We start from the raw sequence: 24,190 nt of genomic DNA on the forward strand, positions 1-24,190 counted from the left end.
TGTCAAAAAATAATCCAGGAAAAGTTACTTTGAAGACCGGAATATATGTGTGATGATGTCTGACGACACGGCAAAAGAACAGCTACACGGAGAGACTCTCGGGGACAATATCCACGAATTTGCGACGTTACTCGGAGAGATAATTCAGGAACACGAATCATCTGATGCGTACGAAACGGTCGAGCGGTTCCGGCGTGAATCTGTCGCGTACAGGGCCGGAGACCGTGACTCACGAGAGCACGTCCGCGCCGATATTCCAGAACTCGAAACAGCAAACAAGCGAATTCTTGCGCGGGCATTCTTGGCGTATTTTGAATTGATAAACCTCGCAGAGGAGCGTGAGCGGGTACGGGTCCTGCGTGCGAACGCCCAGAGGGGGACACTCGACGACAGCCTCGAAGCGGCAGCCGTCGAACTCGACGACGCGGACGCGGAGACGGCACAGCAGATTCTCGACGATATCCTAATCCAGCCGACGTTCACAGCACATCCGACCGAAGCACATCGCAAAACGGTCAAGGCGAAACTCTGGGAGATCGCAACTCTCCTCGAAACGCTCGACGAGCGGACTCACACCTCAACAGAACGAAGACAACTCGAGCGGGATATCGAGGCGGAAATCCTGGGGCTCTGGCAGACACCACAGGTCCGTGAGCGAAGCCCGGAACCCGAAGACGAAGCCCGAAACGTCCAATGGTATCTGAGTAACACGCTGTTTGATATCGTTCCTGAACTGTACGACGAAATCAACGGCGCGCTCGAAGCAGAGGTTACAGCCGATCTTCAGCTGCCAAAGCTGTTCGAATTCCGTTCGTGGGCAGGGAGCGACCGCGATGGGAATCCGTACGTCACACCCGAGGTTACTGAGGCGACGCTTGACCGACAGCGCAGACTCATTATCGAGCGATACCGGGACCGACTGGCGGAAATGTCGAGCGTACTGAGCCTGGATGGAGAACGTATCGACGTACCCACAGAGATTAGCCGTAGTGTCGATGCTGTTGACGACGAAATTCCTGAGGCGCGCGATGAGGCGAGCAAACGCTACCCAAACGAGCCCTACCGTCAGAAGCTGATGGTGATGCGCGAGAAACTGAACCGTATCGGCGACATCAGATCCGGTGGTTACGATAGTGCTGAGGAGTTTCACACAGAACTGGAGACAATCGCCGAGAGCCTCCGCGCAAACGACTGTGATGTCATCGCCAAAGCCCACGTTGAAAAACTGATGCGACAGGTCGAGACATTCGGGTTCACCCTTGCCAGTCTGGACCTCCGCGATCACCAGCAAAACCACACGACTGCTGTCACCGAGGCGCTAGCTCGGGAAGGTGTCGACTACAATACATTATCTGAAGACGAACGAGTCGAACTACTTACTGATGCGATCCTACAGGATGATCCGGTTATTTCTCTCGACAGCCGAGATGGACTCTCTGAGACGGCAGTGCGAGTGTTACGACGGTTTGACCAACTCGCTGAATGGCAACACGAATATGGTCAGGAAGCGATCGACACGTATTGTATATCGATGACAGAAGAGCCGAGTCATGTCCTCGAAGTGGCGTTCCTCGCTGACCAGGCGGGTGTCATCGATGCACCGGGACACAGTGGCCTCGATATTGTCCCCTTACTCGAAACTGAACGTGCGCTCTCAGATGCAAAGCGCATCATGGGGACGCTGTTCGAGAACGACGCCTACGAAATGGCACTCGACGCACGAGGCAACACGCAGGAGATAATGATCGGTTATTCGGACTCGAACAAGGAAAACGGCTTTCTGGCGGCGAACTGGTCGCTGTACACGAACCAGCGCCGACTGGCCGAGATTACCGAAGAACACGATGTCACACTCAGGCTGTTTCACGGACGTGGCGGCTCGATTTCTCGCGGTGGCGGCCCGATGAACGATGCGCTCAAAGCACTGCCAAATAGCACTGTGACGGGGGACGTAAAGTTCACCGAGCAAGGGGAGGCAATTGCCGAAAAGTACGGCAATCCGAGCATTGGTGAACGCGAACTCGAACAGATGCTGAACGCCCAGGTCTCTGCCCGCAAGCGCGCCCTCGAACAGCCGACCGAAGCTGTCGAAGACGACTGGTTTGAGGCGATGGAAACAATGGCAGACGCCGCCAGGGACGAGTATCGGTCGCTGCTAAACGCTGACGGATTTGTGCGTTACTTTGGGCAGGCGACACCAATTGGGGTCATCGAAGACCTAAATCTCGGGTCGCGACCCGCCTCTCGGTCCGGTGAGCGCTCTGTTGAGGACCTGCGCGCAATTCCCTGGGTATTCTCCTGGACACAATCTCGGTGCATCCTCCCAGGCTGGTTCGCACTGGCAACGGGTGTCGATGCATATCTCGATGACGGCGGCGAACTAGCGGTGCTCCAAGAGATGTACGAGCAATGGCCGTTCTTTCGGACAACACTCGACAACGCTGCACAGGAACTCGGCCGGACCGACCTCGAGATTGCTGGCGAGTACGCCGCACTCGCCGATGATACTCTCCGAGAGCGCTTCTTTCCCCGCCTCGAAGCAGAGTACGAGCGCAGCGTCGAACTCGTGAGAGCTATTACCGGTCGTGAGCACCTCATTGACCGCTCATGGCTCCGGGAGAGTCTCGACCGTCGCAATCCCTACGTCGACCCGTTGAACCTCTTGCAAATACACCTCCTCGGGAAAGACGAGCGGACGGCAACAGAAGAGCAGACACTCCGGCTCACGGTCAAAGGTATCGCTGCCGGGATGAACAACACCGGGTAACGCGGCGAGGCTGCTCTGTTATTGTGGGTGACGCAAATTTCTGAGGGCAGCACTTACGTCTGTGCCCGGTCTGCGAGTGCCGAAAGGGTCGGCGCGGTCCGGAGATCGGCAACCGTACAGTACCACGCCCCGCGGACGCCGTTCCCGTCGTTCGCCGCTGGAGCGTCGAGCGGAACGAGGTCGTCGAGAGTGAAGACGACGACCTCGTCTTCATCCGAGAAAGGGTCGATGAGCTCCTCCCAGTCCGCTTCATCCATCGGTCCCGGCCCGTCCCGGCGCTGTGGAACCCGGTCGGTGACTCGCGCGTAGTGTGTCACGGCGGAGACCGGTGCTGTCCGGTAAAACGCCATGTACTCGAAGGATTTGCGCGTCCGCTGATACGACCGTGGCGAGGGATAAAATCCGTCTCGACACCGCTCGAAGGTGTCCGACTGTGTCGCGACGACACAGACTGAAGCGTCTCCCGGCGCATCGTCGTCAGGGCTGTCTGTCCCAAACCGGTCGAGGTCCATATCCGGAGGAGGGCTGGGGCCGGTAAATACTCGCCAGGAAACAGTGTTGGTATTCGATTTAAGACGACATCGTCCCTCGAAGAAGTATGGCTCCAGAACCGGACCTAGACGGTCGGACAGCACTTGTCACCGGGAGCGCAACCCGCGTGGGACGCGAGTTCCTGCTTCGCATCGCATCCTGTGGCGCTGACGTAGCGGTTCATTACCGCGAGAGCGATGCCGAGGCGGCCGCGACAGCCGAGGAGGCACGCGAACACGGCGTTGCCGCGACGACGGTACAGGGCGATATCACCGAGCCCGAGGCCGTCGACACGATGTTCGACGAGGTCGAGGCCGAACTCGGCAACGTTGACGTGCTCGTCAACAACGTCGGCAACTTCGACGCCCGCCACTGGGAGGACATCGAGTGGGACGCCTGGCGAAGCGTCGTCGAGAGCACCTTCTACGGGACCGTGCTCTGCTCGCGGCGTGCCCTCGACGGAATGCGAACACAGAACTGGGGGCGAATCGTCAACGTCGGCTTCGCCGACAGCGACCGGATGCACGCCGCGCCGGTGAACTTCCCGTATTTCGTCGCGAAGACCGGCGTCCTGATGTTCACGCGGATGCTGGCCGGCGACACCCAGGACGACGGCATTACGGTCAACGCCGTCTCGCCGTTTGCCGTCGAAAACACCGTCTCGGACGTGTCTGAGTACCCCAGGGGACGCGCCGCCTCCTTCGACGACGTTGTCGCACCGGTCCTCTTTTTCCTTTCGGAGGCGGCCGGCTACGTCAGTGGCGAGAACATCGCCGTCGACGGCGGCCGACTCGTCGAGGGATAGTTAGTCTCTCCTTGCTGTGGATACCTGACCGAATCGCGCCGAATTTGTCTCGCGTTCTCGCGGTGAGCCGCGGAGTCATCGGTCGGATATCTCGTATTGTTTGGCTGTATATGAGTCGGCCGTCGGCGGTTTGTGCTGCGTGGATACAATCCAAATCACTAACCAGATGCACCACGGTTCGACAGGTGTGACCGACGACACAGCGGGTTCGGACCGGACGGAGATATTCACCCGAGCAGTGCGAAACACGATTCCTGAGGCGACAGCCGAGACGGTCGAGACGGCCGGGCCGTCGTGGAACCAGACGACACAGGTCGCGCGTGTCGAACTCACCGACGGCGCGGTGTACTGCAAGATAACGCCAAACGACCCTGACGGCGTGGAACTCCGCGGGGAGGCAGGTGTGATTCGATATGTCGGGGCGAATACCCCGGTGACGGTGCCGACCGTCGCCGGAACGACAACCGACCCCGTGCCCGCGCTCGTGACCGAACCGGTCGCCGGGGCGGCGGTCGACAGCGAGTGGTTCGACACGACAGCCGAGCGCCGCGAGACGCTCGCCCGCAGACTGGGACGCACGCTCGCGAGCATCCACGCCGAGGCGTTCGACCGCCCCGGCGAAATCGTCGACGGCGATGCCGACGACCTGGTCGTCGACCACGCACCGTGGCCAGATGTCCTGCGCGAGGCGGTCGTCGAGAACCGACGCCTCGCCGAGACCGACCGGTTCGACCCGGAGTACGACCGCTTGCTTGATGCAATCGGAGCAAACCGGGATCTGCTCGCTGATGTGCCGGCGCGATTGCTTCACTGTGACCCGGCGACACCGAACTGTTTTGACACGGAGAAGGACCGACTCACCGTGCTCGACTGGGGTAACAGCGTGGTCGGTGACCCTGTACGCGGACTCAATCGGGCGCGCGAGCAGGTGCTCGCGGGACTGTGCGAGCCCGCTCCGGACCAACTGGTCACTGCGCTTTACCAGGGGTATCGGGATGTCGCCGGCGGACTGCCACCCGGATTCGACGAGCGCAAGCCAGCGTACGACGCGGTGATACAGCTCTCGACGGCCGGCTACGTCGAACGCTTCGCCGAGTGGCGCGATGAGCCCGAGGCTGAACTCACGGCCTGGTTTCGTGATGACCTCGACCGGCGACTGTCGCTAATTGAGTGACATGACGTGACTGATCTCTTTGTTGTCCTGCATACCGCGGCGAACGGAGTGAGCCGCGGTTTCACCGGATGCGACTGTAAGGAGCATCCGGCAGTTTTTCCCCATGTTTTTGCGAGGGCGTGGTTCCCGCAGCAAACGAAGTGAGCGAGGAAACCCAACCGAGTAAAAAGTGGTATGCCGCCTCCCGGATTGTGAACCTCGCCGAGACGGTCGCCTCGCTCCGCTCGGCGCTGCGACTCGTCTGGTTCAAATCGCGGTCGGCGTCGTTTCTTCGACGGACCGTTCGCTCCGCTCACGGTTGCGGTCTCAGAATATGCCGCCTCCCGGATTGTGAACCGTCTCCGCCCTTCACTCAGGATCGCCATTCGGGACGATGTCCCTAGGTATGAATAGCGACACATCGGCGCGGTCCGCAGCTACCTGTTGCAGGTCCTCGGAGAACCCCGACCGACAGAAACAGCAGTAGTGTTCCTCACGCTCGGTCCCACTGGGTGGTGTCCACTGTACCTGCGACACACTCCGCTCGAGGTCGGCTAGATCGCCTTCGGTCATCTCTCGGCTGGTGTACTTGCATTCGCCCGCGACAAGCGTTCCGTCACTTGCGAGGCCGACGACATCGATCTCGTAGTGCTTGTGCCACCAGTACCCGATCCGCTGGTAGGTCTTCTCAATCAGTGCGGGAAGCGCGTTCTGACAGACACGCTCGAACATCGTCCCCATGTAGTCGGTGAACGTCGGTTTGACGGCCTGTTCGTACGCGTCGTCTCCGAGCTGGACGAGCTCACCCTGCTGACCGTATACGTACCGGAACCAGAATCGGAACAGCGGTTCCTTCAGCCGGTAGCGACTCTTCCGTGTCGAGTTGGGATCGGCGGTCACAGGTATGTCCCGTTCGACGAGTCGGAGCCGCCGGAGTTTCGAGAGATACGAGCCGAGAGCGTTGGAGTCGACACCGGCGAAGCCAGCAATTTCGTTGGCGGCTCGCTTTCCGGTCGCAATCGCCCGTAGAATGGTGTAGTATGTCTGTGGTTCCCGAATTCCAAACTCCGTCCGCAACAGGAACTCGGGTTCGTTGTGGAGGACGCCGTGTTCCGAGAGGATCTGTGACTGGACGTTCTCGGCCAGCGACCGAGCCGGATCGAGCGCCTGGAGATAGTACGGCGTGCCGCCGAAGACACTCCAAGCCTGAACGACTGTGTCCGAGTCGTCACCAGGATAGTACTGCTGGGCGTCCGCGAGGTCTAGCGGCGGTAGGTCGATCGTTGCCGTTCGTCGGCCATACAGTGGACTCCCACCGCTGAGAACCTTGTCTTCCATGATGCTGATCGACGACCCGACGAGCACCAGCGTCGTTCCCGTCTCTTCGAGATGCGTATCCCAGACACGCTGTATCTTCGAGGGGAGCGCGTCGTCGGATTCGACGAGGTACGGGAACTCATCAAGAACGACCACCGCGTTTTCTCGACCCAGTGCCCGGAGCAGTGCTTCCCAGTCGCGCTGAATGTCTTCCAGCACAGGAAACGTCTCGCTGGCAGTGTCGACGAAGTTTTCCAGCTGTGCGGCTGTGGTCTCTTCGGTCGCTTGCCAGTAGATGGCATCTGCACGGTCCCGGACTGCCTCACGAACGAGTGCACTCTTCCCGAGCCGCCGTCGACCGTAGACGACGAGCAGTTCTGCGGTGTCGCTCTTGAACCGCGACTCCAGCAGCTCAAGTTCGTCCCCGCGGTCGACGAAACGCTGGGTTGCCATACAGCTGGTTTCAGCTCGGCAGTAATTATGCTTTCGGTTATCTAACCCGAGATTTTACTAATCTTGATTTTATTATTCGTGAGAGAGAGGGTATACCTGCGGAGCGGCAGCGAGATCTCTGGTCGTTTGAGCCGATAGGAGAATCGAGACAACGGTACACTCACCACTCGGCAGGCATGTGAACTGTGAGTATAATGCCACCTCCCCGATTTGAACGAAGGAAGACAGTCCTGCTCGCTTCGCTGCGCGGGCTGTGACTTCCAGGCTCAAATCGGGTCAGCGTCGTTTCTGCTGCTCCTGACGTTGTTCGTCGCCGCAGAATATGCCGCCTCCCGGATATATACCAAGAGTTCAAATGCCTACCCGTTCTAAATTAGAGTATGCCAAGATTGCCACCTGCGATTGAAACACTCCACACGCGGATTAAGGATTCGGAGAACCTCGCACCAGAAGAGAAGGACGCCCTCCAGAAGTTCTCTTCAGAACTCGGGGTGCATAACTACTCTGTGGGACGATGGTCGAAGCTCCTCCAGCACTGCACGATGATGGCTGGGGATTCGTCCAAATACTCCCCAGATGAACTACCCAAGCCAGATTTAGTAGAAATCATTGGAGAGTCCAAGAAAGAGAGAGACGCCGCAAAGAAATACGTCAGTTGGATCAACGCGAACTATGATAACGAAGAGTCGAAACGTGACCATCGAGTCGCGCTTCGAATGCTTGGTGGGCACCTAACAGAAGGAGATTACAAAGAAGAGAAACCATCAAGCGTTGAGTGGATCTCTGCTGATCTCCCCAAGGACTATGATCCAAAGCCAGACCCGACGAAGATGTGGTGGTGGGACGATCACATTGTTCCTGTCCTGAATAACGCCAAATACGCACGCAACAAGGCGGCAGTCGCTGTAGACTGGGATGCTGGCCCACGATCCGGAGAGTTCCGTGGACTCACTGTTGGTGACGTTAGCGATCACAAGTACGGGATGGAGATCACCGTTGATGGGAAGAAAGGTCGCCGCTCAATGGTGCTCATCTCATCAGTCCCATACCTCAAACGCTGGTTGGAGGTTCACCCTCGGGGTAACGAGCCTGATGCACCGCTTTGGTCGGACTTAGACACCGGGCGGGATGTGAGCTACAACATGAAGTTGAAGATGCTTCGAGCACCCGTCAAGCGAGCGGTTGATAACGGCGATCTCAGAAAGCCATCGAAGATGGTATTCACGCGGATGCGGAAGTCTTCCGCGAGTTACCTCGCGCGAAAGAACGTGTCACAGAATCATATAGAGAACCATCATGGCTGGGTGAAAAACAGCGATGAAGCTCGACGATATATCGATGTGTTCCGGGAGGATACTGCTCGTGAAGTGGCCCGTGCCCACGGAGTAGACGTTTCGGAGGATGAGATCGAGGATATCGGGCCGGTGCAGTGTCCGCGTTGTCAACGCGATACGCCCAGGGGAGAAGCCCAATGTATGTGGTGTGGGCAGGCTCTGGGTCCGAAGGGTGTCGAGCGGCTCGAAGAACGGGAAGAACGACTCTTCGACTCCGCGTTGGAAGCTGATGGCGACATGAAAGAGCGAGTCAAGAGCATCCAAAGCGAGATCGAGGAACTCCGCTCATTGGGACTTGAAATATAGAACAGGCACTTCCGGCAAAGCTCTAAGATAGAGTCAGATTTGGTTCTGTTCTTTCATATTATATTTCAGTCATGACCCGTGTCCTGTTCGCTTTCGATTTGTAGCCTCTCACAACCGAACCAATTCAGTCAACTTAGATTCGCTGTACAGTGACGGTATGATATCTCATTGACTTTCGGCGGTTGGTAGACTCAACCAAATTCCCAGGGCGGAACTGCCTGCGATTATTTCGGAGGGAACACAAGCCACCTAATCCAAATAATAATAAAACCTACATTTGGGGAGATACATGGCGAAGGCTACGATCCGTAATCGGCATTGACGCTTTTGTCAATAGAGCACACACCATCTATTATGGACGACGAAGAGTTCTGGCGCTTCTTCACTAGTCTCGATCAGTTAGATCGGATGTTCAGCCATCCAATCAATGATCACGCCGAGGATGAAGAAGACAAGCCACCAGAACAGGTGGATGATGCTGAACTCGATGCAGAACTCACTAATTTAGAAGAGGAACTGCGAGAAGATCTCAGTCGGTAAGTTCGGCTCACAGTTGAGCAGAGCCGTCAAGCGCGGGCAGCCCAGTAACCCTATCACTACGATAAGACGGGACAATCCCTTACCACGCTGCAGACGCACGCCACCGACGTCCCAGCGGACGTCCAATCACGTGATGAAAACTTGTACTATTCGACGGTCTGAAGCGCCCGAATTCGGCCACCTCACGCCTCAGAGGTCAATTCGTTCGACAGTCGAACCGGTGCCTGTAGTGTTCTCTTTCCATCCCCGTCGATCCTGAGCACTATTGACGTAGTATTCCAGAGACTGAATGGTCGCTTCATCACCGGTGGGCCATCTCCCGTTGTTGCGGACACCAAACCCCTGCTTTCCGAGAAATTCGAGGAGGGTTTGTCCGTACAATTCTTTGGACCTGTTGTTCAGTCCTTCCGCAGAGTACCGGGTATTCGCGGTGATGTATTCCCAGGATGGTTCGTGGTCGCGCGGCAGTCCATCCAGTTGAAATTGCTCGTGGAGAACCGCTGGTAACTGTTCTTCGAGTGTTTTCTGGTCGGCACGTCACCTCACTCTGAGTCGTCACCTCGTGTTTGATCTAATTCTTCTAAGATGCGTTCGGCGTCGTAGGCGAACGGGAGATCGCTCGCTGCGATTGCCTCCAAATCATCTCGTAGGTCCTCTGCCGTGTCGATAGCCGACTGGTATGAGTCAGAAGCTTCAGAACTCATGTTGGCCCTGTTCACCTCTGTTCGGCCGATTGTTGCTCAAATACATAGCAGTTCTAATTTTGAGTAAATAGTGGTTTGATTCACTGTAAGTTAAAACCTTGGAGCCCGAAGAGGAGGATAACAACATGCCGAACGACACCTCAAACACCTCTGATGACGAAACAGAGACTGTCGGGAATTTAGAGAAAACCAGCAACTCGGGCTCTGTATACCCTGATAAGAACAGTAAATCCGTAGATGCTACTGAAGATACAAAACCGGATGATGAACCGGAAACCGAGATTGATCATCAGAAGGTCAGAGACTTCTTCCAGAAGAAAGGCGCAGTAGAAATCCTCGCTCAGCTCGCTGATGGGCCCAAGCGATTCAGCGAAATCGATGATGCACTCGTGGTGAGTCACGGCACGGTTGCAAGTCGGCTCACCGAAGGTGCCAAAACTGGACTCTGGAAAGAGTATTTCCAATATCCAGATGATGGCGGGAAAATCAAGCTATACCAACTCAACCCTGAAGCTGAAGACCTCGCTGAGATCGCCCAACACAACAATATCGCTGAGACAACGGAACGCAAACGACAGGCCACCGAACAACACGCCGATGCTGTCTCGAACTTCCAAGACGAGATCAAAACAGACGACTCTGAAACGTGAGCGACACAATCAAAACTCAAGTGGCTGTATATTTTGCTCTTGATGGATTCTGTATACTTTAGAGATGATTCCGACGTGGAGGACACTACGTTTGGTTATTTTTACCTGATGTTGAAGAATGAGATGAGTGATAAGTTGTCACCGTCGTGAATTCTTCTCGGTCTGTGGGGTATATCGACAGACAGCGACACCAATTCTATGGGGCCTATATTATAGAACCCAAGAGGCGACTTATTTTGCTCTTAGCAACTGTTGGGGCATCTGAATACGGGGGCAATCACTTATCACGCACCACAAGTTATGATAATCTATATTTGGTGTACGACGGCTCCCCAATCAAGCATACTGATGACTCAGCTCCTGTGCAGGCACCAGACGATGGTACCTACACAGCGCCGACTGCCTATGCACCGTTTCCAGAGAAGGATGGCGTTGATTCGGATGGACGGAAGTATGGACCGATAGAACGCCGTGGGATTGACATCCAAGTCTCTTCGCCCGTTGATGACGTTGAGACGTTATTCCGTCGGACACACCTCACTGCTCAGTTTCATGCCGAGAATCGTGATTTCTGGAAGGATATATCAGAGTATGGGAACGATGGGGGGAAGCTCTATGATGAGGTTGTTCTGAATCTATGCGAGGAGAAACTGGCGCTTGAGGGAATTAATCCGGCAGAACTTGATATCCCCGAGCGCCGGCTGAAAGCGCTCTTTTTGCGATTGGCGCGGGGGCAAAATGGGACGGAACTGCATGCGTACTTATCTGGTCCTGACCCTGTCGATTCTGTCGTTCATTCATTGCTTGGGTACGAAGGGCCGAATGACATCCCCTCGTACAACGTCTTACAGCGTGAGTTCCGCGAGCTTAGCGAAGGCAACGATATAGATCTGGATGCCTTCAAAGATGCGGTTACCAGGACTGTGTATGCTGTCTTTCGAGCGGGAGTCGTTCCACCGGACGCAATCAAGGAGTCGTACAGTTTTGGTGCTGTTGCGCCGCCACTAAATGAGAAGTCAGTCTCACGTGAGACCAAAAAAGAAGAACTGCGGAATTGGGTGCGTCTCCTGCTTGACCACACCACCGACCCGCTAACGTTCGGCCGCACTACCGAGAAGGTTGACCACGACATGCGGGCGTTTATCGGGGCCCTCGCTACATCGGCACTATTTGACTGTGGCTTAGAAGAAATGAAAGATGTCTGTGATTGGGACTATCCCCGGGAGAATATCCCATCGGGCGGCTGGCTACACAACTACGTCCCTGAACGAGTCCCGTCCGAGTATGACTTACGCGACTTTACTCCTGACGCAGATCGCGCTTCGATACCATCAATCGATGCACAATTCGATGCGGTGCATACCCGGACGCTGGCCCTAGCGAAGGAGTTTGGATTTTGGTCGCGGTCAGATCCGCTCAATATAGGCGCTGATATGTTCCGCATCGATTGGACAGGAGACTCTCTTGAAGCCACAATCGGTCGTCCACCGAAAGCTGACAACGACGCCGTTACTGAGCAGTGGACCTTTCTCGTCGCCGGTGGCATTGACACAGAGAGCCGATTTGTCCTCGGCGGTCGTTTGGTGGCGACACTATATGACTATCCGACGGCTCTTGCTGAGATTCTATCGAATACCTTCGACACCGTCGATATCGACTCTATTTTCATCGACAGCGAAATCATCGGGGGCGAACTGATCGAGACAGTCCGACGCTTCGCGGGCGACGATTGGGTCATCAGTGCGCCGGACCACACGATTATCAAAGGTTTGAGACGGTTGACGCCAAGCAACTGCATCGGATTCGCTCAGGACGTGAAGTGGAACGTAGAGCCCAAGCCAAATGTGGTCACATATCCATACAACAGTGATGATCCGGACCTCGTCGAGATCGACCCTGAGAAGGTATTAACAGAAGAGATACAACATGAAGAAGACGGCGAAAAGGTTCGCGTTCCACTTGCGACCGGAGATGAGGGGGATACCAGGGTTCAGGGTCCACTAGTTCCTGACGATGCAATACCGATGCTTACTGAAGCGTTTTCGGACCTAGCTGCACAGGACGGGGTTGGCATCAATAAACACGCCACGCATGCGACGTATCTTACGGACCGCTCCCTACGGTATCGCTCAGGGGCTGGCGTTCGAGATGAGTATATCCAGCGGTGGGCCATCGAACCGACTATCGGCCAGATTGTCCATAATTTTATGCCACACATCAAGGGCAAAGATCCCAAACAGCGTCTGTACGGCATGCACATCGCTATTCTGTTTTACAATTGGCACACGATGATCAATCGGTGCCTCTCACCACGCGGGCTTCGGCTTGATGTCACCGATACCCAACTCCTTCAAGCAATTCGGGACGTAGCGTTTGATCCAGTGGACTACGATGCCTTCTGGTCAGAATAGGATGCGACAAGCCGAGAGTGACGTACCAGAATAAGCCACTAACCTCATCTTACACGTCGAATCAACCATGAGACTCCGATACTACGCTGATTCCGACATTCGTGAACACCACGAGCACGTTCTCCAACTGTTACGGACGCTCCACGACAACCACGGTATCGTGGTGGAGATTGACCGTATCGACGAACAGCATGGGCCGATCACGGAGTTCCCCGGTGAGGTGCGGGCTTCGACGCCAGAAGACATCTACGAACGCGATCTCAAACGGAACCGTGCCCTAAACCAGTCCATCGAACCGACCCCCTCGGAAGGCTTCAAACGGTACGGCAAGTTCGATATTGCCGGCAACATCGCACTCGTTGATGACGAAGGGACTGTCCAGTGGGCTTCGACGCTGCCGGGCTATGCTGACGGCTACGGACCAGGTGTCGAGGACCGAACAGCCATGGACTTCCTCGAAGATATCGCCACGCCGCCAAGCAACCGTGTCTGTGTCGAGTGTCTCCACCTGCTGGACGGCGACGAACGCTTCTGTCCGAACTGTGGCGCAGAACTCCGGTAACGAACAGTAGTAGTCCCGCGATTCCACAGCTTCCATTGTTCCTGCGCAAGTAAGGGCCTGCTTGTACGCGCCGACTGATGGGCAGCATACGCTTTGGAAACAGAATCGAAGATGTCGATCACTATTCTCTCGACATCGGTCGATCCCACAGTTCTCGACGCACCTACTGCGACGCGCTCGGGTCAACGATTTGCTCAAGATCGAACAACTGCAGGTCGTCACGATCGGCTGCCGAATCATGAACAGACTGCGTGAATCCGTTCCGGGCGAACAACGCATACTCGTGCTCAACGCCTGTACCATCGGGCGACCATCGAATTTCCTCCGTGTGGGATTCAAGTGAGGCGAGCGCGCTGTAATCGAACGGTGCAGACGTGAACTTGCACTCACCCGTCACCATCGTCCCGTTTGCGGTGAGCCCGACGACATCCACTTCGTGTTCGTTGTACCACCAGCGTCCGATGTCGGTGAACATCGTATCGGGATAGAGGTCAGGCAAGATATCCTGACACCGAGTTTCGAATGCCGGGCTCACGAAATCCGCTAGTTCCGGTTCGATAACCGTCTCGTACGCATCGGCCCCCAATCGCTCGTACCGGTCTTCGTTCCCGTAGACGAACCGGAACCAAAACCGGAACAACGGGTCGAGAATCCGGTACCGCCCGCGCCGTGACTTCGCCTTATCTTCCGTCACCGGCACCTCCCGTTCGACCAGCCGTAGCCGCTCCAGTTTCTGCGTATACGTCGAAATCTGCTTACTCTCGATCCCGACCGTTTGCGCGATTTCATTCGACGTCGTGTTCCCGGCCGCGATCGCCTTCAGAATAGCAAAGTACCGGTTCGGTTCAGTCAACTCAGTCCGAAGGACGTACTCCGGTTCGTCATGCAGGAATCCCTGCCGTGACAGCAGCGACTGCTGGATGACTGTTCCGAGGTCACCATCTAGGTCGATGCCGTCCAAATAGTACGGTGTCCCGCCAAACACGCCCCACGCGAACAGCAACTGTTCGGGGGTATAGCTCTCGGGAAAGAACGTCCGCACGGCAGCAAAGTCGAGCTGGCGGAGATCGATTTTCTCAGTGAATCGACCATACAGAGGACTGTTCCCGAGGAGTGTCGCCTCCTCCATCATACTGATCGAAGATCCCACAAGCACGAGCGTCACGCCCGTGTCACGCAACTCCTGATCCCAGAGTCGCTGGATAACCGACGGAAGACTCTCGTCGGCGTCAATCAGGTACGGAAACTCGTCCAACACGATGACCGCATCCTGGTCAGCGAGATACCCAAGCAGAGACTCCCATTCGCTCTCAATCCGGTCGATCCCCGGAAACGACTCAGCCGCTCCATCCACAAACGCGTCCAGTTGGATTTGCCGAGTCGTCTCAGTCGCTTGGTACAGAACGGCGTCATCGCGGTTTGATAGTGACTCTCGGACGAGTTCGGTCTTTCCGAGACGGCGACGCCCGAAAATCACGACCATATCAGCGTCGTCCGACTCATAGCAGTCTCGAAGCCGACTGAGTTCATCCTCCCGATCCACGAATCGCTCCATATCCTTTGACTGCCGCCCAGTCAGATAAAACTCTCGAATAGCCTAATACAGAATAGGCTAACTGAGAATTGGCTAATTGACGATTGTCTATAGATATAATTCGGTGACAGCAGAAACAGCTCTCTATTGCCGAGGCGACTTCGAGGACGGCTGATGTCTCGAATCCAACTGGCCGCTACCGTGTGTCGCTTATCCGTCGTCTCGCTCGATAGTCCAGTACTTCGCTGGCATACCCGGCATCATCTCGATCACTCTCTGCAACGGTTTCGAACGCCTGGCGCGAAATTTGCTTTGTCAGTAACTCACTGTCCTCAATCTTCCAGGCAAACGGCTCAGTAGGATCTATCCCCCGCTCTTGCAACATCTCCTCGTCCACGCGTAAAGACATCACAAGCTCGTCGCCATAGGCACGTGCCTGATTACGGCTCAACACCAAGTTATCCAGATACCCGTCACCACCTGGCGTAGGTGTCGCCCACTCGACTGTCCAGTCAGACCCGACGTGATCTGAATGCATGCCTCATCGTAGGTCGTGGGAGAAGAAAACCTTCGATGACGTGGTTCTCGATTGATCGCCACCTGTGCTTTTGCCACTCGAAATAGAACGTGTCGCCATGTCCACAGACGAGACGTATTGTGTGCGGGAGAATACGGGAAACTCGGCCCATCCCTCCGTCGATGACGTCATTGAGCTCGCCTTAGAACGAGCGGCCGATCCCCGACCGGAACAGGACCCAGACGCCCACTTCGACCGATACGCATTGGTGTTCGGTTAAGCCCGAGGATTCCGTATTCGGCCGATCTGGAAAGTCATTGAATACCGGCTCCGAGCCTCCAAACGGCCAATCTCGGAGTCATTCGGCTGAATCGGTCGGAACCGTCTAACGTCAACGCAGTCTATCGATTCCAGTGCTTAACCGAACACGGATGGACCGATACGTCAGCACCGCTCTCGAAGCGCATAGCAAATCTGCAGTTACCGAGTGTATCCGTCTCGTCCTCATTGAAGAATTCACCCAACGCTCAGCTGGCGTCAAAGCCTTTGGCGAAGACGACTACGTTCGCGGGATTGAGGTCGGCGTTGCCAGTCGTTCCTATCTCCGGGAACTCCTTGATGAGCAAGCGACCGAGTCGTGAGTAGCAAGGAGGGAAACAGTCGAGAAGGTCGGTCTCTCAACTTTGGAGTCTCCTTGTAGAGTCCAAAGTTAAGGGCGTCTAGGCCAATAGCAGTATATAAAGAGGTCATCCCGAAATGAGCCAATCTGCAAACTCCAAAGTTCGCGCGAAAGTATGGATGACACCGGACCAAGTCGAAGCACTCCGATCAGCATGCTACACCACCGGTGCAGAATACCTCCAACAGCGCAACGAAGCCATCATCGCGTTCATGTACGATACTGGACTCCGCGTTGGAGAACTCGTCCAGATCAACAAGACGCTGCTTCGAAACGGAAACTCGGAACTCTATCTCCCGACAGACATCCAGAAGGATTACCCGAACGAAAATTCCCCACCACCAGTGACCCTCACACTATCGAAGGACACGGTGCGATTGCTTTCAGCATATCTCAACTCCCGATGGAAAGACCCGCAAGCACTCTTCCCGTCCCGATCCTCCAATCGGATTTCTGAACAAGGCGTTCGGAATATGCTTCACAAGGTCGCTGAGGAAGCAGAGGTGCGTCCATACAAGATTGATGGCACCCGAGGTGACGCCAGTGACGTGACACCGCACGCACTCCGACATAGCGTCGCTTACAGAATGATGAACGAAGAAGACGACAATACACTCTACGATGTCCGGAATCGATTACGACATCGCAGTATCCAGACCACTGAACGAATCTACGATCATATGCTGAAGGTCTGATTCAACTTGAGGACAATGATCCGGTTCCCGACGCGAATTCACAGCGGATCTTCCTAAAGAGGATCACGAAGAACATCGCAGCAAAGAATTCTGTCCAGCGTCCCGGGTTAATTGATGTACCCACGATCACGGAGAAACGCGTATCGGTTCTTGTGCTCGCAAAGGTGGGATCTATAATAGATTTTGAAACATTATTTCCCACTCTCATAGCTTCTATACCCTATATTCTGGATCTCCGCTTTTTGGAGTGTTTTCCCCTTAAGTACTGATTTGCAGGAGAATAAGAAATCCCGATTTCCGAAATCGTGATTTCTAAAATCGAGATGGCTATTTAGTGAGCGACTGATTACCTGTCCGGATCTGACTCAATGGTCTAAGATAAGATGGAACGTACGTGCTCATCTCGTCGAATTACCTAGTCGAGGAATAATAGCGTTCGTGTCAGTGTCAAGAGCCAATATATGATGGCGTTATGCACCCTACGGTTGGTATAACACTCCAGTATAACTAGTTAGTCTAACTATTTAGCCTAATTACTCTTTTACGTAAGCATAACTTATGGGTATACATGCTCACGTACACGACGTACTCTGAGGCAGGAGGTGTCGGGAAAAGCACCCTCGCCGCGAATCTCGCTGACGCTCACGCCCAGCAAGGACGCGACGTACTGGTCATTGACTTAGACCCCCAACAAGGATCGCTGACATACCTACTGGGGATCTCTGCCCCCCGTGACGACGGAAAAGCTGACAACATCGCTCGCCATCTTATCAATCGGCCGAAAGGCAGCTTCGCGGATCTCATTCACGAGACGCCGTTCGACTTCGATATCGTTCCCTCTCACAATATGCTTGAAAGCCTGCCGAGTCTCTTGACGAAGGCCGAAGATATGGCTGAGGACTTAGAAGAATCATTCGATCCGAACGACCGCCTCCGACACGTTCTGACAGATGCGAACATCCCCGACGCATACGATACGATCATCATTGACCCGCCAGCGACAGCAGGGCCAAACTTGTATAATGCCGTATCAGCGACGCGCTCTCTCGTCTTACCCGTGGAACCAACAGGCAAGGGAGTACAGTCTGTGGAAGGAATTCAAGACATGGTCGTGAATCTTGAAACCGCGTTGGAAATCGATATTGGTGTGCTTGCGATCGTGCCAAACGGCGTCGGGCAGACGACGAATCAGGAAGAGTACCTCGAAGAGATTCGGGAACTCGGCTACCATGCTCCAATCGTGTTACGCGATCGGTCATCACTGTTCGAGGGCTGCTGGGACAAACGGTGCACCGCGTTTTATTTCGTGGGCTACCACCGTAATCGGCGGAGAGACTACGAAGTAGACACATTGGACAAAATACGTGATCTTGCGGCCCATATCCAGGAGGTAGGAGATCAATGACGGACAGTATGAAATCAGGGGCAGGGAGCGACCCATTTGCTGACGACTCCGACGATGAAGAAGAGTCTCCGGAGACTAGTGACGTAACCATTCAAGAGACGAAATCACAGGACAACTCGGAGCCCGAATCGGAGACAACTGGAGACTCATCCTCAGCTCATTCAGTGACCTCCGAGTCAGCAGACCACACTGCTGAAGAGGATTTACCGTATATTTTCGGACGAAACACAGTCAAAACGGACCGGCAAATGGTTCAATATTTCCTGCGTGACGAAACGTTGACTCTTGAATCCGATGTCAAACATGCTGTCGAACAGGAACTCGGGACCGATGTCTATCTAACCGACATCCGTGAAGCCCTCATTCGTGTCGGTGCAAACCACGTTGATGAACTGGCCGACGAACTTCGAGGGTGGGGTTATCGCTACCGGGAAGACTAAGACCAACACGTTCCACAGCTCCGCCACAGTCCATTAGTTTGAACAGACTATCTCGATATACGATTAGCCCATATCCAGTCTTAGTCCGGCATCTCTAATATCTAATAGAAGAAAAAATTTAGTCTCCAGCATGTAGTCTATACGCGGTATGTTTTCGGATAAACACCGGCGACTCGTCCCTATTATCATATATATTACTTTTTCTGTAGCGGGTGATTGAAGGATCATATACGACGTGAATCGGGGGTCTCGGGGGGAATTCACCATATATAGCCTGACAATTTTGACGATGGCTTTCGGCAATTTCCGTGTGGGATTTACATTAACGCTTCAGTAGCGTGCTTTCCCATGCTACATTGAAAAAATACATTACTAATGCGGAGATCGGCGTATCCCAGCTTCTAGAGAAGCATTGAGAATATCAATTACACTCATCTCTCATTCCTATCTAAATAGTGATTGGTCTGGAATGGCTTGTTCCTCGTGATTGACGCCCCGAGTTTGGAGTTCCTATGACGATTCCAACCTGTGCCGGGTTTTCCTCAATTCGTCGTACATTTACATTGCAAAATATCTGCGCGCCGTGTGTGGGTTTTCGTTCCCGCATTACAGCTTTCAATTGGCAGGATTTGGGACAATTAGGGTGGCCGATTTCTGTGGTTCCGGTATCTGCCGATACACCCGATTTGACGACGACATCACCCTGTTGCATTGCGATGGTTTTCAGTAGGCCATTACAGATACCAATGTAAATTTGGGTAGATCGGTGACCAGCTGTTACACGTCGATTTAGAACGCGCAGGTTCTAAGAGATTTAGAAGCTGCGCCAAGCGATTTAATCCTGTAATCGGTGTTTGGCGCGGGTCTATACCGGCCGTTTTCGTCCGAAGGAGGTGGTTGATATAGAGGGTGGGAGGGGGATTTACCCCCCGGAAGCCTGAGCCCTTGCGCCGGTGGGCGTCACTCTTTCACGCGCCTTGAGTGAGGATGGCTTGCGTTGTTGTGTCAGTTTGTGGAACTAATAATTACTACTCCGTGAGGGGCGTTGCTTGGGGTTGTACCCAAGTCGTGGAGAATCGATCCGAGGATCCTCTCGTGACACAGTCTATAATCGACTGTCGAGTTCAGATTACACCACTAACAATAAGAATTCCACCCAGCAACAGGAGCGTTGCAACAACTACGGCACCGACGAGCGGCGTGTTCTCCATCGCCTTCTCGTGAATCGCCATTTGTGCGTATTCATCGCGGAATGTCTCTACATTTTCTTTGTTTCTCAAACTGTTTCAGCAACGCCGACGCAGAAACCGCCGACGACTGGCTCAGATCGTTCAGCTTCGCACAGCGTGTCATAGAATACGTCTCATACCCTCTCCGCAGAGATATTGACTGTTTTATCTCACGCCTGATTCAAGGAAACACCGCAGTTCTGCTTCTATTCAGACGATGATGCACGAAAAGTTCTGATCGAGAACTATTGTATGACACGCTCCTACTACGAAGACGGAATGAAAGAGACATTGCGGTCGGTATCTGGGACGAAACGTACGTCGTCCAACCTGACGAGTACGAGACGGTCTACAACAATATGTCACCCCACGGATTAGCTGCAAGTGATGAAACCCAAATCGTCTCTGCCTCGGATCAGCGGCAGACTGCTACCGGTCGGCTTGGACACATCGACGGATTTGATTCCCCTGTTCATCCTCCCAACATGACGTGAGCAACAGAGATCGGGTACCATCGGTGACTGAGGAGGCGGACGACGCGTTCAATCGTGCACCGGTCGGTTCGGGGATACTCGACTCGGAAACGTGTGTGTCATCTTATAAGAGGATGTCGCATTAGGAACCAACTTTGCAAATCGTTTTTAAACTCCACGATAAGTAATAAATGAAATTGATAGTACAGAAGGCGAACAGCCAAGCAGCGTTCGCATTCGGGCGTTGCGCACCGGAAAGAGATAGACTGAGTCAGTTTTTATTTTCGCTGTATCGTTCAGCGTGTGAGCGGGGGAGTAAAGTCCAGACGGATAGATCACTAGGTAAAGCCGCTAAAACGTCCTGTTTCTATCGCCACTGCGGGCAAGCAGATGATGAAAGAGCGAAGTCGGTTGTAACAACAACCGTACAATGTAATCGTACTGGTTACATCATCAATGATAGTGTAACCAGTACGATTACGGAGTGGGGCTAATGACCGAACCATCCAACTCCCGCGAGTCACTGAGCCTCCGGATCAACTCGAAAATAAAACAGCGGTACGAGAACAGGATCTTAGAGAAGTTCGGGACTTTAGCGCCGTATGCCGGGACTGAGTTGGAACGAGAGTTACGAGTAGTGATTGGAGACGGGGAGTTGTCCAAACTAGTGGACACAGCTCACGAGTTATCGCGCTCTCTTGGTGAAGACCCGGCTGAAAATAAAAATCCCGAACCGGATCGGGCTGGTGATTCAGAAGTAGTCGGGTATCGAATTCACTCTGAAGTTCGAAACGCACTGAAAAAAGAAGCACAAACGGCGTCTGATGTAACCTACGCGAGCGAACTCGTTGAATCTGTTATGCAGGCGTACGCAGGTGGTAATCAGATCGAATCGAAAGTAACTGCTCGATTAGATCGTATCCAGAATTTCGTTGCCTCCCAAACGTCTGCTAAGGATGCAGTACCACGCCGCACTGAATCAATCATCGAAGCAGTAACTCCATCACGCTTTACGCTTGATGATTTCAACGAAGCTGTTGATGAAGAAGCAGCTGGAATTAGTTCGGGAGAATATGCTCAGAAAGAGTATCTCCCCCGCGTATTAGAACAAACGGGCTACACATACCATCCAAATCAACCGACCTTGTTCGTGCCAATTTCAGAGGTTGATCTGTCTGAACAAGACCTGCGAGATAAGCCACCAGTACTGCGTGATGAGGATGATATGAGAGAAATAATACTAGAGGGCTTTCTTGAGTCTGTAGGGACAGGGAATCAATATACGGTGGCGACCGCGGCAGCAACTCTTGGAGAAGGGGTAACTCACAGAACGGTGAGAAACAAGTTTGAGGAAATCTCATCACACAACACGGATATCAAATACAACCGAGAAGACGACTATTTATATCCTCTATCGAAGGAAATGAAATCTATTGCTGACCGGCATAAAGAACCCGACATTTTCTAACTAGGCACTCTTGTTGGAAAGTATACGTACTGCTCAGCTGGACGAAATCTTGTGACGACGAGGAGTAGAGTTTGGTCTGTGCGAACAGTGACTAGAACTGGCACGCTTCCCCAGTCCGTCAATCAGGGTAACAGCTCATCGACACGATATCGCGGTAAAGAATCCTATCTATTGTCTCAGATCAATCGACGTATCCTCGGTCTCGAAGAAACGCGTATCGGTCCTTGTGATTGCCCAGAATCCCTTCGTGAGGGCACTCTTCGGCGTACCGGTGGAGGATTTCCGGATCGTCGATGACAACTCCGTAGTAGTGGTCAAACGACGCTGTCGTCGGATCAACGAGATGCTCACCATCGAGCAGACACCACGCGTGCTCGAAGCCACCGGCGTCCAGGCCATTCATCGCTGCGAATCCTTCGACGTATTTGAGTCTGGAGTTATGCTTCCACATCCTCAGTGCATTAGCGAAACACTCCTTTTCGGTCGGGTTAGTGGCCTGAATCCCGTCCGCGATAAGATTCTGGTCGTCAGTATCCACGTCGGTAGAGAGGGTTATCGACCGACCAGCAACCGTCGTCTGTTCGATATCACTTTTCGAGACGCCTCGCCCATGATCTGCGACATACGCGTGCACTGGGGAGTTCGTCTTCGATGTCTCCACGTATCTTGTAGCAGCGTTCATATTCTCACACCAACCACTGGGTCCGCGTCGATGGGATGACCCTGTTCTCGTTTCCAAACTCGTTCTCTTTCGAATAGCATTCTGTTGTTACACCGGCGGATTCGCCGTGAAGCGACTCATACATCGCCGCGTGGTGAACAGGCAAAACCAGCACGCAGGTATAAACCCTCGTGCTCTCAGCAACCCGACCAAGGAGCCACCGATACACCGCGTCTCCCGCCGGATTTCACCTTACCCATTCGACGTGATACTGCCAATACTCCACCACGGATGAAACGAATTCTTCGTAATCCACAGACGATCTCATTCGCCGCGCAAAATCACCTGCTTGTAAGTCGCCGCGGGCGCACTTGCAGCACTTAGCAACGCGTTGAACGCCGTGAATGGGATGCAGCCGGGGCGCTCATCGATCCCAACCGAAACGCAGGAAGGGCCGAAAAGGACACGCCGATTGAGAGCAGTCAGGAGCGATTCACAGTACGACCATATCGCCAAGGGCCATACCCACCGTTGAATGTCTTCGCAAACCACAGTACCCGAAAATAGAGTGAAGAAGCAGAGGGGACACCTCCATTACAGTTGAAATCGGGATTTCTGAATCCAGGATGTCCTGGTGCTCTCAGAGTGTCGAATACCGAAGCAGAAATAATTCAGCGTATAATAGATATATACCAGTCCGAGTGTTAGCTTCGGCACGGAGGCGTCACGAATGGATCTCACTGATATCCCCGACGATGCGTACGCTGGCGACGAATCACCGCCGGATCTCGATGATTTAGAGTCGCCCGATTCGCTGCTTAAGGGTGGTCCGATCCGCGAGCGGCTCCTCGATATCGTCACCGGGCTTCGAAGCCCTACGAAGGTTTCTGACATCGCCGATCTCGCTGACTGCGATCCTGAGACTGCCCGCGACTACTTGGAATGGTTCGACGGAATGCGATTGGTTCACCGTCACGACGGCCGCCCCGTCCGGTATGAGCGCAACGATGCGTACTTCCAGTGGCGACGTATCGACCGCATCCGCGACGAATACTCCGACCAAGAGATTGTCGAGGCGCTTTCAGATGCCATCGAACAGATCGACGAGTACAGAGATCAGTTCGACGCAGACGACCCTGACGCCGTCTCTCTCGTCGAAGCCAGTCAAGACATGGCAACTGAAGACGCGTGGGAAGCACTCTCCGAGTGGAAAACGCTCGAACGCAGAGCTGCCCTCCTCGACGCGGCGCGACGTGACCACCCAACTTCCGGTACTCTCAGTCATATCGATGCCTGATACCCCGGCCGATCCGCGAAGTATCGCCCCATCGATACTGAAATTCTCGCCCGGATCGCCCCGCACTTCTCCCGAAGCGCTCGCTTCGACGATGTCCAAGCACGCCCTGGGTATGCGCCGAACGCTGTCGACGCTGACGAGAAAGCCCGAGTGTCGATCGAACGCGGTCAAGACTATCGGTGAACTCGTTGATGAACAAAGCCCTGGCTGTAATGATGGTACATTCATCGCGGAAGGCACGGAGGCGATTGCCTAGCTC

Annotated in this window: 23 protein-coding genes and 1 pseudogene; 18 read left to right on the plus strand and 6 right to left on the minus strand. The window is 54.2% G+C overall.

Going from position 1 to position 24,190, the window contains the following annotated elements; genetic code table 11:
- Positions 1-55: 55 nt before the first annotated feature.
- Positions 56-2,767: a phosphoenolpyruvate carboxylase gene (gene ppc / locus OSC37_RS11915; protein ID WP_267161668.1), complete on the plus strand. Its 2,712-nt coding sequence runs from the start codon at positions 56-58 to the stop codon at positions 2,765-2,767.
- A 53-nt stretch (positions 2,768-2,820) separates the two neighbouring features.
- Here the strand turns inward: ppc and OSC37_RS11920 are convergent, their stop codons facing one another.
- Positions 2,821-3,279, minus strand: a complete 459-nt coding sequence (locus tag OSC37_RS11920; RefSeq protein WP_267161669.1) for a DUF8743 domain-containing protein — start codon at positions 3,277-3,279, stop codon at positions 2,821-2,823.
- Positions 3,280-3,365: 86 nt separating this feature from the next.
- On the opposite strand from OSC37_RS11920, the gene OSC37_RS11925 reads away from it, so the two are divergent.
- Positions 3,366-4,103 carry an SDR family NAD(P)-dependent oxidoreductase gene (locus OSC37_RS11925; protein WP_267161670.1) on the plus strand — a complete coding sequence of 246 codons (738 nt, stop codon included), beginning with the start codon at positions 3,366-3,368 and terminating at the stop codon, positions 4,101-4,103.
- Positions 4,104-4,290: 187 nt separating this feature from the next.
- Positions 4,291-5,277: a phosphotransferase family protein gene (locus tag OSC37_RS11930; RefSeq protein ID WP_267161671.1), complete on the plus strand. Its 987-nt coding sequence runs from the start codon at positions 4,291-4,293 to the stop codon at positions 5,275-5,277.
- Positions 5,278-5,625: 348 nt separating this feature from the next.
- On the opposite strand, the gene OSC37_RS11935 is transcribed toward OSC37_RS11930, so the two are convergent.
- Positions 5,626-7,026 (minus strand): ATP-binding protein, encoded by a 1,401-nt coding sequence (locus OSC37_RS11935; RefSeq protein ID WP_267161672.1) that lies wholly within the window; start codon positions 7,024-7,026, stop codon positions 5,626-5,628.
- 380 nt (positions 7,027-7,406) lie between these two features.
- Between OSC37_RS11935 and OSC37_RS11940 the strand changes: the two genes are divergently transcribed.
- Positions 7,407-8,666: a site-specific integrase gene (locus tag OSC37_RS11940; protein WP_267161673.1), complete on the plus strand. Its 1,260-nt coding sequence runs from the start codon at positions 7,407-7,409 to the stop codon at positions 8,664-8,666.
- Positions 8,667-9,020: 354 nt separating this feature from the next.
- Entirely contained in the window at positions 9,021-9,206 is a 186-nt protein-coding gene (locus tag OSC37_RS11945) for a hypothetical protein (RefSeq protein WP_267161674.1), read from the plus strand.
- A 542-nt stretch (positions 9,207-9,748) separates the two neighbouring features.
- Here OSC37_RS11945 and OSC37_RS11950 read toward each other — a convergent pair.
- Positions 9,749-9,910, minus strand: a complete 162-nt coding sequence (locus OSC37_RS11950) for a hypothetical protein (RefSeq protein WP_267161675.1) — start codon at positions 9,908-9,910, stop codon at positions 9,749-9,751.
- 125 nt (positions 9,911-10,035) lie between these two features.
- On the opposite strand from OSC37_RS11950, the gene OSC37_RS11955 reads away from it, so the two are divergent.
- From OSC37_RS11955 to OSC37_RS11965, 3 genes are all read left to right on the plus strand, one after another.
- Positions 10,036-10,560, plus strand: a complete 525-nt coding sequence (locus OSC37_RS11955; protein ID WP_267161676.1) for a winged helix-turn-helix transcriptional regulator — start codon at positions 10,036-10,038, stop codon at positions 10,558-10,560.
- Positions 10,561-10,877: 317 nt separating this feature from the next.
- A complete protein-coding gene (locus OSC37_RS11960) occupies positions 10,878-12,971 on the plus strand; it encodes a hypothetical protein (RefSeq protein ID WP_267161677.1) in 2,094 nt (697 codons plus the stop codon).
- Positions 12,972-13,038: 67 nt separating this feature from the next.
- Positions 13,039-13,533 carry a zinc ribbon domain-containing protein gene (locus tag OSC37_RS11965; RefSeq protein WP_267161678.1) on the plus strand — a complete coding sequence of 165 codons (495 nt, stop codon included), beginning with the start codon at positions 13,039-13,041 and terminating at the stop codon, positions 13,531-13,533.
- A 163-nt stretch (positions 13,534-13,696) separates the two neighbouring features.
- Here OSC37_RS11965 and OSC37_RS11970 read toward each other — a convergent pair whose 3' ends face one another.
- Positions 13,697-15,088: an ATP-binding protein gene (locus OSC37_RS11970; protein WP_267161679.1), complete on the minus strand. Its 1,392-nt coding sequence runs from the start codon at positions 15,086-15,088 to the stop codon at positions 13,697-13,699.
- Between the two features lie 175 nt (positions 15,089-15,263).
- Complete coding sequence (locus OSC37_RS11975; protein WP_049993351.1) at positions 15,264-15,605, minus strand: hypothetical protein; 342 nt, start codon at positions 15,603-15,605, stop codon at positions 15,264-15,266.
- A gap of 97 nt (positions 15,606-15,702) precedes the next feature.
- Between OSC37_RS11975 and OSC37_RS19205 the strand changes: the two genes are divergently transcribed.
- From OSC37_RS19205 to OSC37_RS12005, 8 genes and pseudogenes are all read left to right on the plus strand, one after another.
- Complete coding sequence (locus tag OSC37_RS19205; RefSeq protein WP_465261260.1) at positions 15,703-15,864, plus strand: DUF8158 family protein; 162 nt, start codon at positions 15,703-15,705, stop codon at positions 15,862-15,864.
- A 133-nt stretch (positions 15,865-15,997) separates the two neighbouring features.
- Entirely contained in the window at positions 15,998-16,225 is a 228-nt protein-coding gene (locus tag OSC37_RS11980) for a DUF8158 family protein (protein ID WP_267161680.1), read from the plus strand.
- A gap of 115 nt (positions 16,226-16,340) precedes the next feature.
- The gene (locus tag OSC37_RS11985; RefSeq protein ID WP_368409462.1) at positions 16,341-16,958 is read left to right on the plus strand and encodes a tyrosine-type recombinase/integrase; all 618 of its coding nucleotides are present in this window, start codon (positions 16,341-16,343) and stop codon (positions 16,956-16,958) included.
- Between the two features lie 568 nt (positions 16,959-17,526).
- On the plus strand, positions 17,527-18,363 hold the full coding sequence (locus OSC37_RS11990; RefSeq protein ID WP_267161682.1) for a ParA family protein: 837 nt from the start codon (positions 17,527-17,529) through the stop codon (positions 18,361-18,363).
- A complete protein-coding gene (locus tag OSC37_RS11995) occupies positions 18,360-18,803 on the plus strand; it encodes a DUF7970 domain-containing protein (RefSeq protein ID WP_267161683.1) in 444 nt (147 codons plus the stop codon). The genes OSC37_RS11990 and OSC37_RS11995 overlap by 4 nt, the downstream gene beginning before the upstream one ends.
- Before the next feature lie 1,270 nt (positions 18,804-20,073).
- A pseudogene (locus OSC37_RS12000) lies at positions 20,074-20,145 on the plus strand (IS6 family transposase); the annotation flags it as partial.
- A gap of 135 nt (positions 20,146-20,280) precedes the next feature.
- Entirely contained in the window at positions 20,281-20,526 is a 246-nt protein-coding gene (locus tag OSC37_RS19000) for a monooxygenase family protein (RefSeq protein WP_368409463.1), read from the plus strand.
- Positions 20,527-21,172: 646 nt separating this feature from the next.
- Positions 21,173-21,973 (plus strand): hypothetical protein, encoded by an 801-nt coding sequence (locus tag OSC37_RS12005; protein WP_267161684.1) that lies wholly within the window; start codon positions 21,173-21,175, stop codon positions 21,971-21,973.
- Positions 21,974-22,154: 181 nt separating this feature from the next.
- On the opposite strand, the gene OSC37_RS12010 is transcribed toward OSC37_RS12005, so the two are convergent.
- Positions 22,155-22,655, minus strand: coding sequence for a hypothetical protein (locus tag OSC37_RS12010; RefSeq protein ID WP_267161685.1), 501 nt, complete (start codon positions 22,653-22,655; stop codon positions 22,155-22,157).
- A gap of 709 nt (positions 22,656-23,364) precedes the next feature.
- On the opposite strand from OSC37_RS12010, the gene OSC37_RS12015 reads away from it, so the two are divergent.
- Together OSC37_RS12015 and OSC37_RS12020 are read left to right on the plus strand one after the other, a co-directional pair.
- A complete protein-coding gene (locus OSC37_RS12015) occupies positions 23,365-23,931 on the plus strand; it encodes a DUF7342 family protein (protein WP_267161686.1) in 567 nt (188 codons plus the stop codon).
- A gap of 91 nt (positions 23,932-24,022) precedes the next feature.
- Positions 24,023-24,187: a hypothetical protein gene (locus tag OSC37_RS12020; RefSeq protein WP_267161687.1), complete on the plus strand. Its 165-nt coding sequence runs from the start codon at positions 24,023-24,025 to the stop codon at positions 24,185-24,187.
- Positions 24,188-24,190: the final 3 nt, after the last annotated feature.

It is taken from the genome of Halovenus salina (assembly GCF_026410925.1).
Classification (GTDB): Archaea; Halobacteriota; Halobacteria; order Halobacteriales; family Haloarculaceae; genus Halovenus; species Halovenus salina.

What these genes read in the sequence shown, in the direction of transcription:
- OSC37_RS12015 (WP_267161686.1), top strand. Translation starts at nt 23,365, where the DNA reads ATGGATCTCACTGATATCCCCGACGATGCGTACGCTGGCGACGAATCA.
- OSC37_RS11975 (WP_049993351.1), bottom strand. Translation starts at nt 15,605, where the DNA reads ATGCATTCAGATCACGTCGGGTCTGACTGGACAGTCGAGTGGGCGACA.
- OSC37_RS12020 (WP_267161687.1), top strand. Translation starts at nt 24,023, where the DNA reads ATGTCCAAGCACGCCCTGGGTATGCGCCGAACGCTGTCGACGCTGACG.
- OSC37_RS11970 (WP_267161679.1), bottom strand. Translation starts at nt 15,088, where the DNA reads ATGGAGCGATTCGTGGATCGGGAGGATGAACTCAGTCGGCTTCGAGAC.
- OSC37_RS11955 (WP_267161676.1), top strand. Translation starts at nt 10,036, where the DNA reads ATGCCGAACGACACCTCAAACACCTCTGATGACGAAACAGAGACTGTC.
- OSC37_RS11965 (WP_267161678.1), top strand. Translation starts at nt 13,039, where the DNA reads ATGAGACTCCGATACTACGCTGATTCCGACATTCGTGAACACCACGAG.
- OSC37_RS19205 (WP_465261260.1), top strand. Translation starts at nt 15,703, where the DNA reads ATGTCCACAGACGAGACGTATTGTGTGCGGGAGAATACGGGAAACTCG.
- OSC37_RS11945 (WP_267161674.1), top strand. Translation starts at nt 9,021, where the DNA reads ATGGACGACGAAGAGTTCTGGCGCTTCTTCACTAGTCTCGATCAGTTA.
- OSC37_RS11920 (WP_267161669.1), bottom strand. Translation starts at nt 3,279, where the DNA reads ATGGACCTCGACCGGTTTGGGACAGACAGCCCTGACGACGATGCGCCG.
- ppc (WP_267161668.1), top strand. Translation starts at nt 56, where the DNA reads ATGTCTGACGACACGGCAAAAGAACAGCTACACGGAGAGACTCTCGGG.
- OSC37_RS11925 (WP_267161670.1), top strand. Translation starts at nt 3,366, where the DNA reads ATGGCTCCAGAACCGGACCTAGACGGTCGGACAGCACTTGTCACCGGG.
- OSC37_RS11940 (WP_267161673.1), top strand. Translation starts at nt 7,407, where the DNA reads ATGCCAAGATTGCCACCTGCGATTGAAACACTCCACACGCGGATTAAG.
- OSC37_RS12010 (WP_267161685.1), bottom strand. Translation starts at nt 22,655, where the DNA reads ATGAACGCTGCTACAAGATACGTGGAGACATCGAAGACGAACTCCCCA.
- OSC37_RS11935 (WP_267161672.1), bottom strand. Translation starts at nt 7,026, where the DNA reads ATGGCAACCCAGCGTTTCGTCGACCGCGGGGACGAACTTGAGCTGCTG.
- OSC37_RS11990 (WP_267161682.1), top strand. Translation starts at nt 17,527, where the DNA reads ATGCTCACGTACACGACGTACTCTGAGGCAGGAGGTGTCGGGAAAAGC.
- OSC37_RS11950 (WP_267161675.1), bottom strand. Translation starts at nt 9,910, where the DNA reads ATGAGTTCTGAAGCTTCTGACTCATACCAGTCGGCTATCGACACGGCA.
- OSC37_RS11985 (WP_368409462.1), top strand. Translation starts at nt 16,341, where the DNA reads ATGAGCCAATCTGCAAACTCCAAAGTTCGCGCGAAAGTATGGATGACA.
- OSC37_RS11995 (WP_267161683.1), top strand. Translation starts at nt 18,360, where the DNA reads ATGACGGACAGTATGAAATCAGGGGCAGGGAGCGACCCATTTGCTGAC.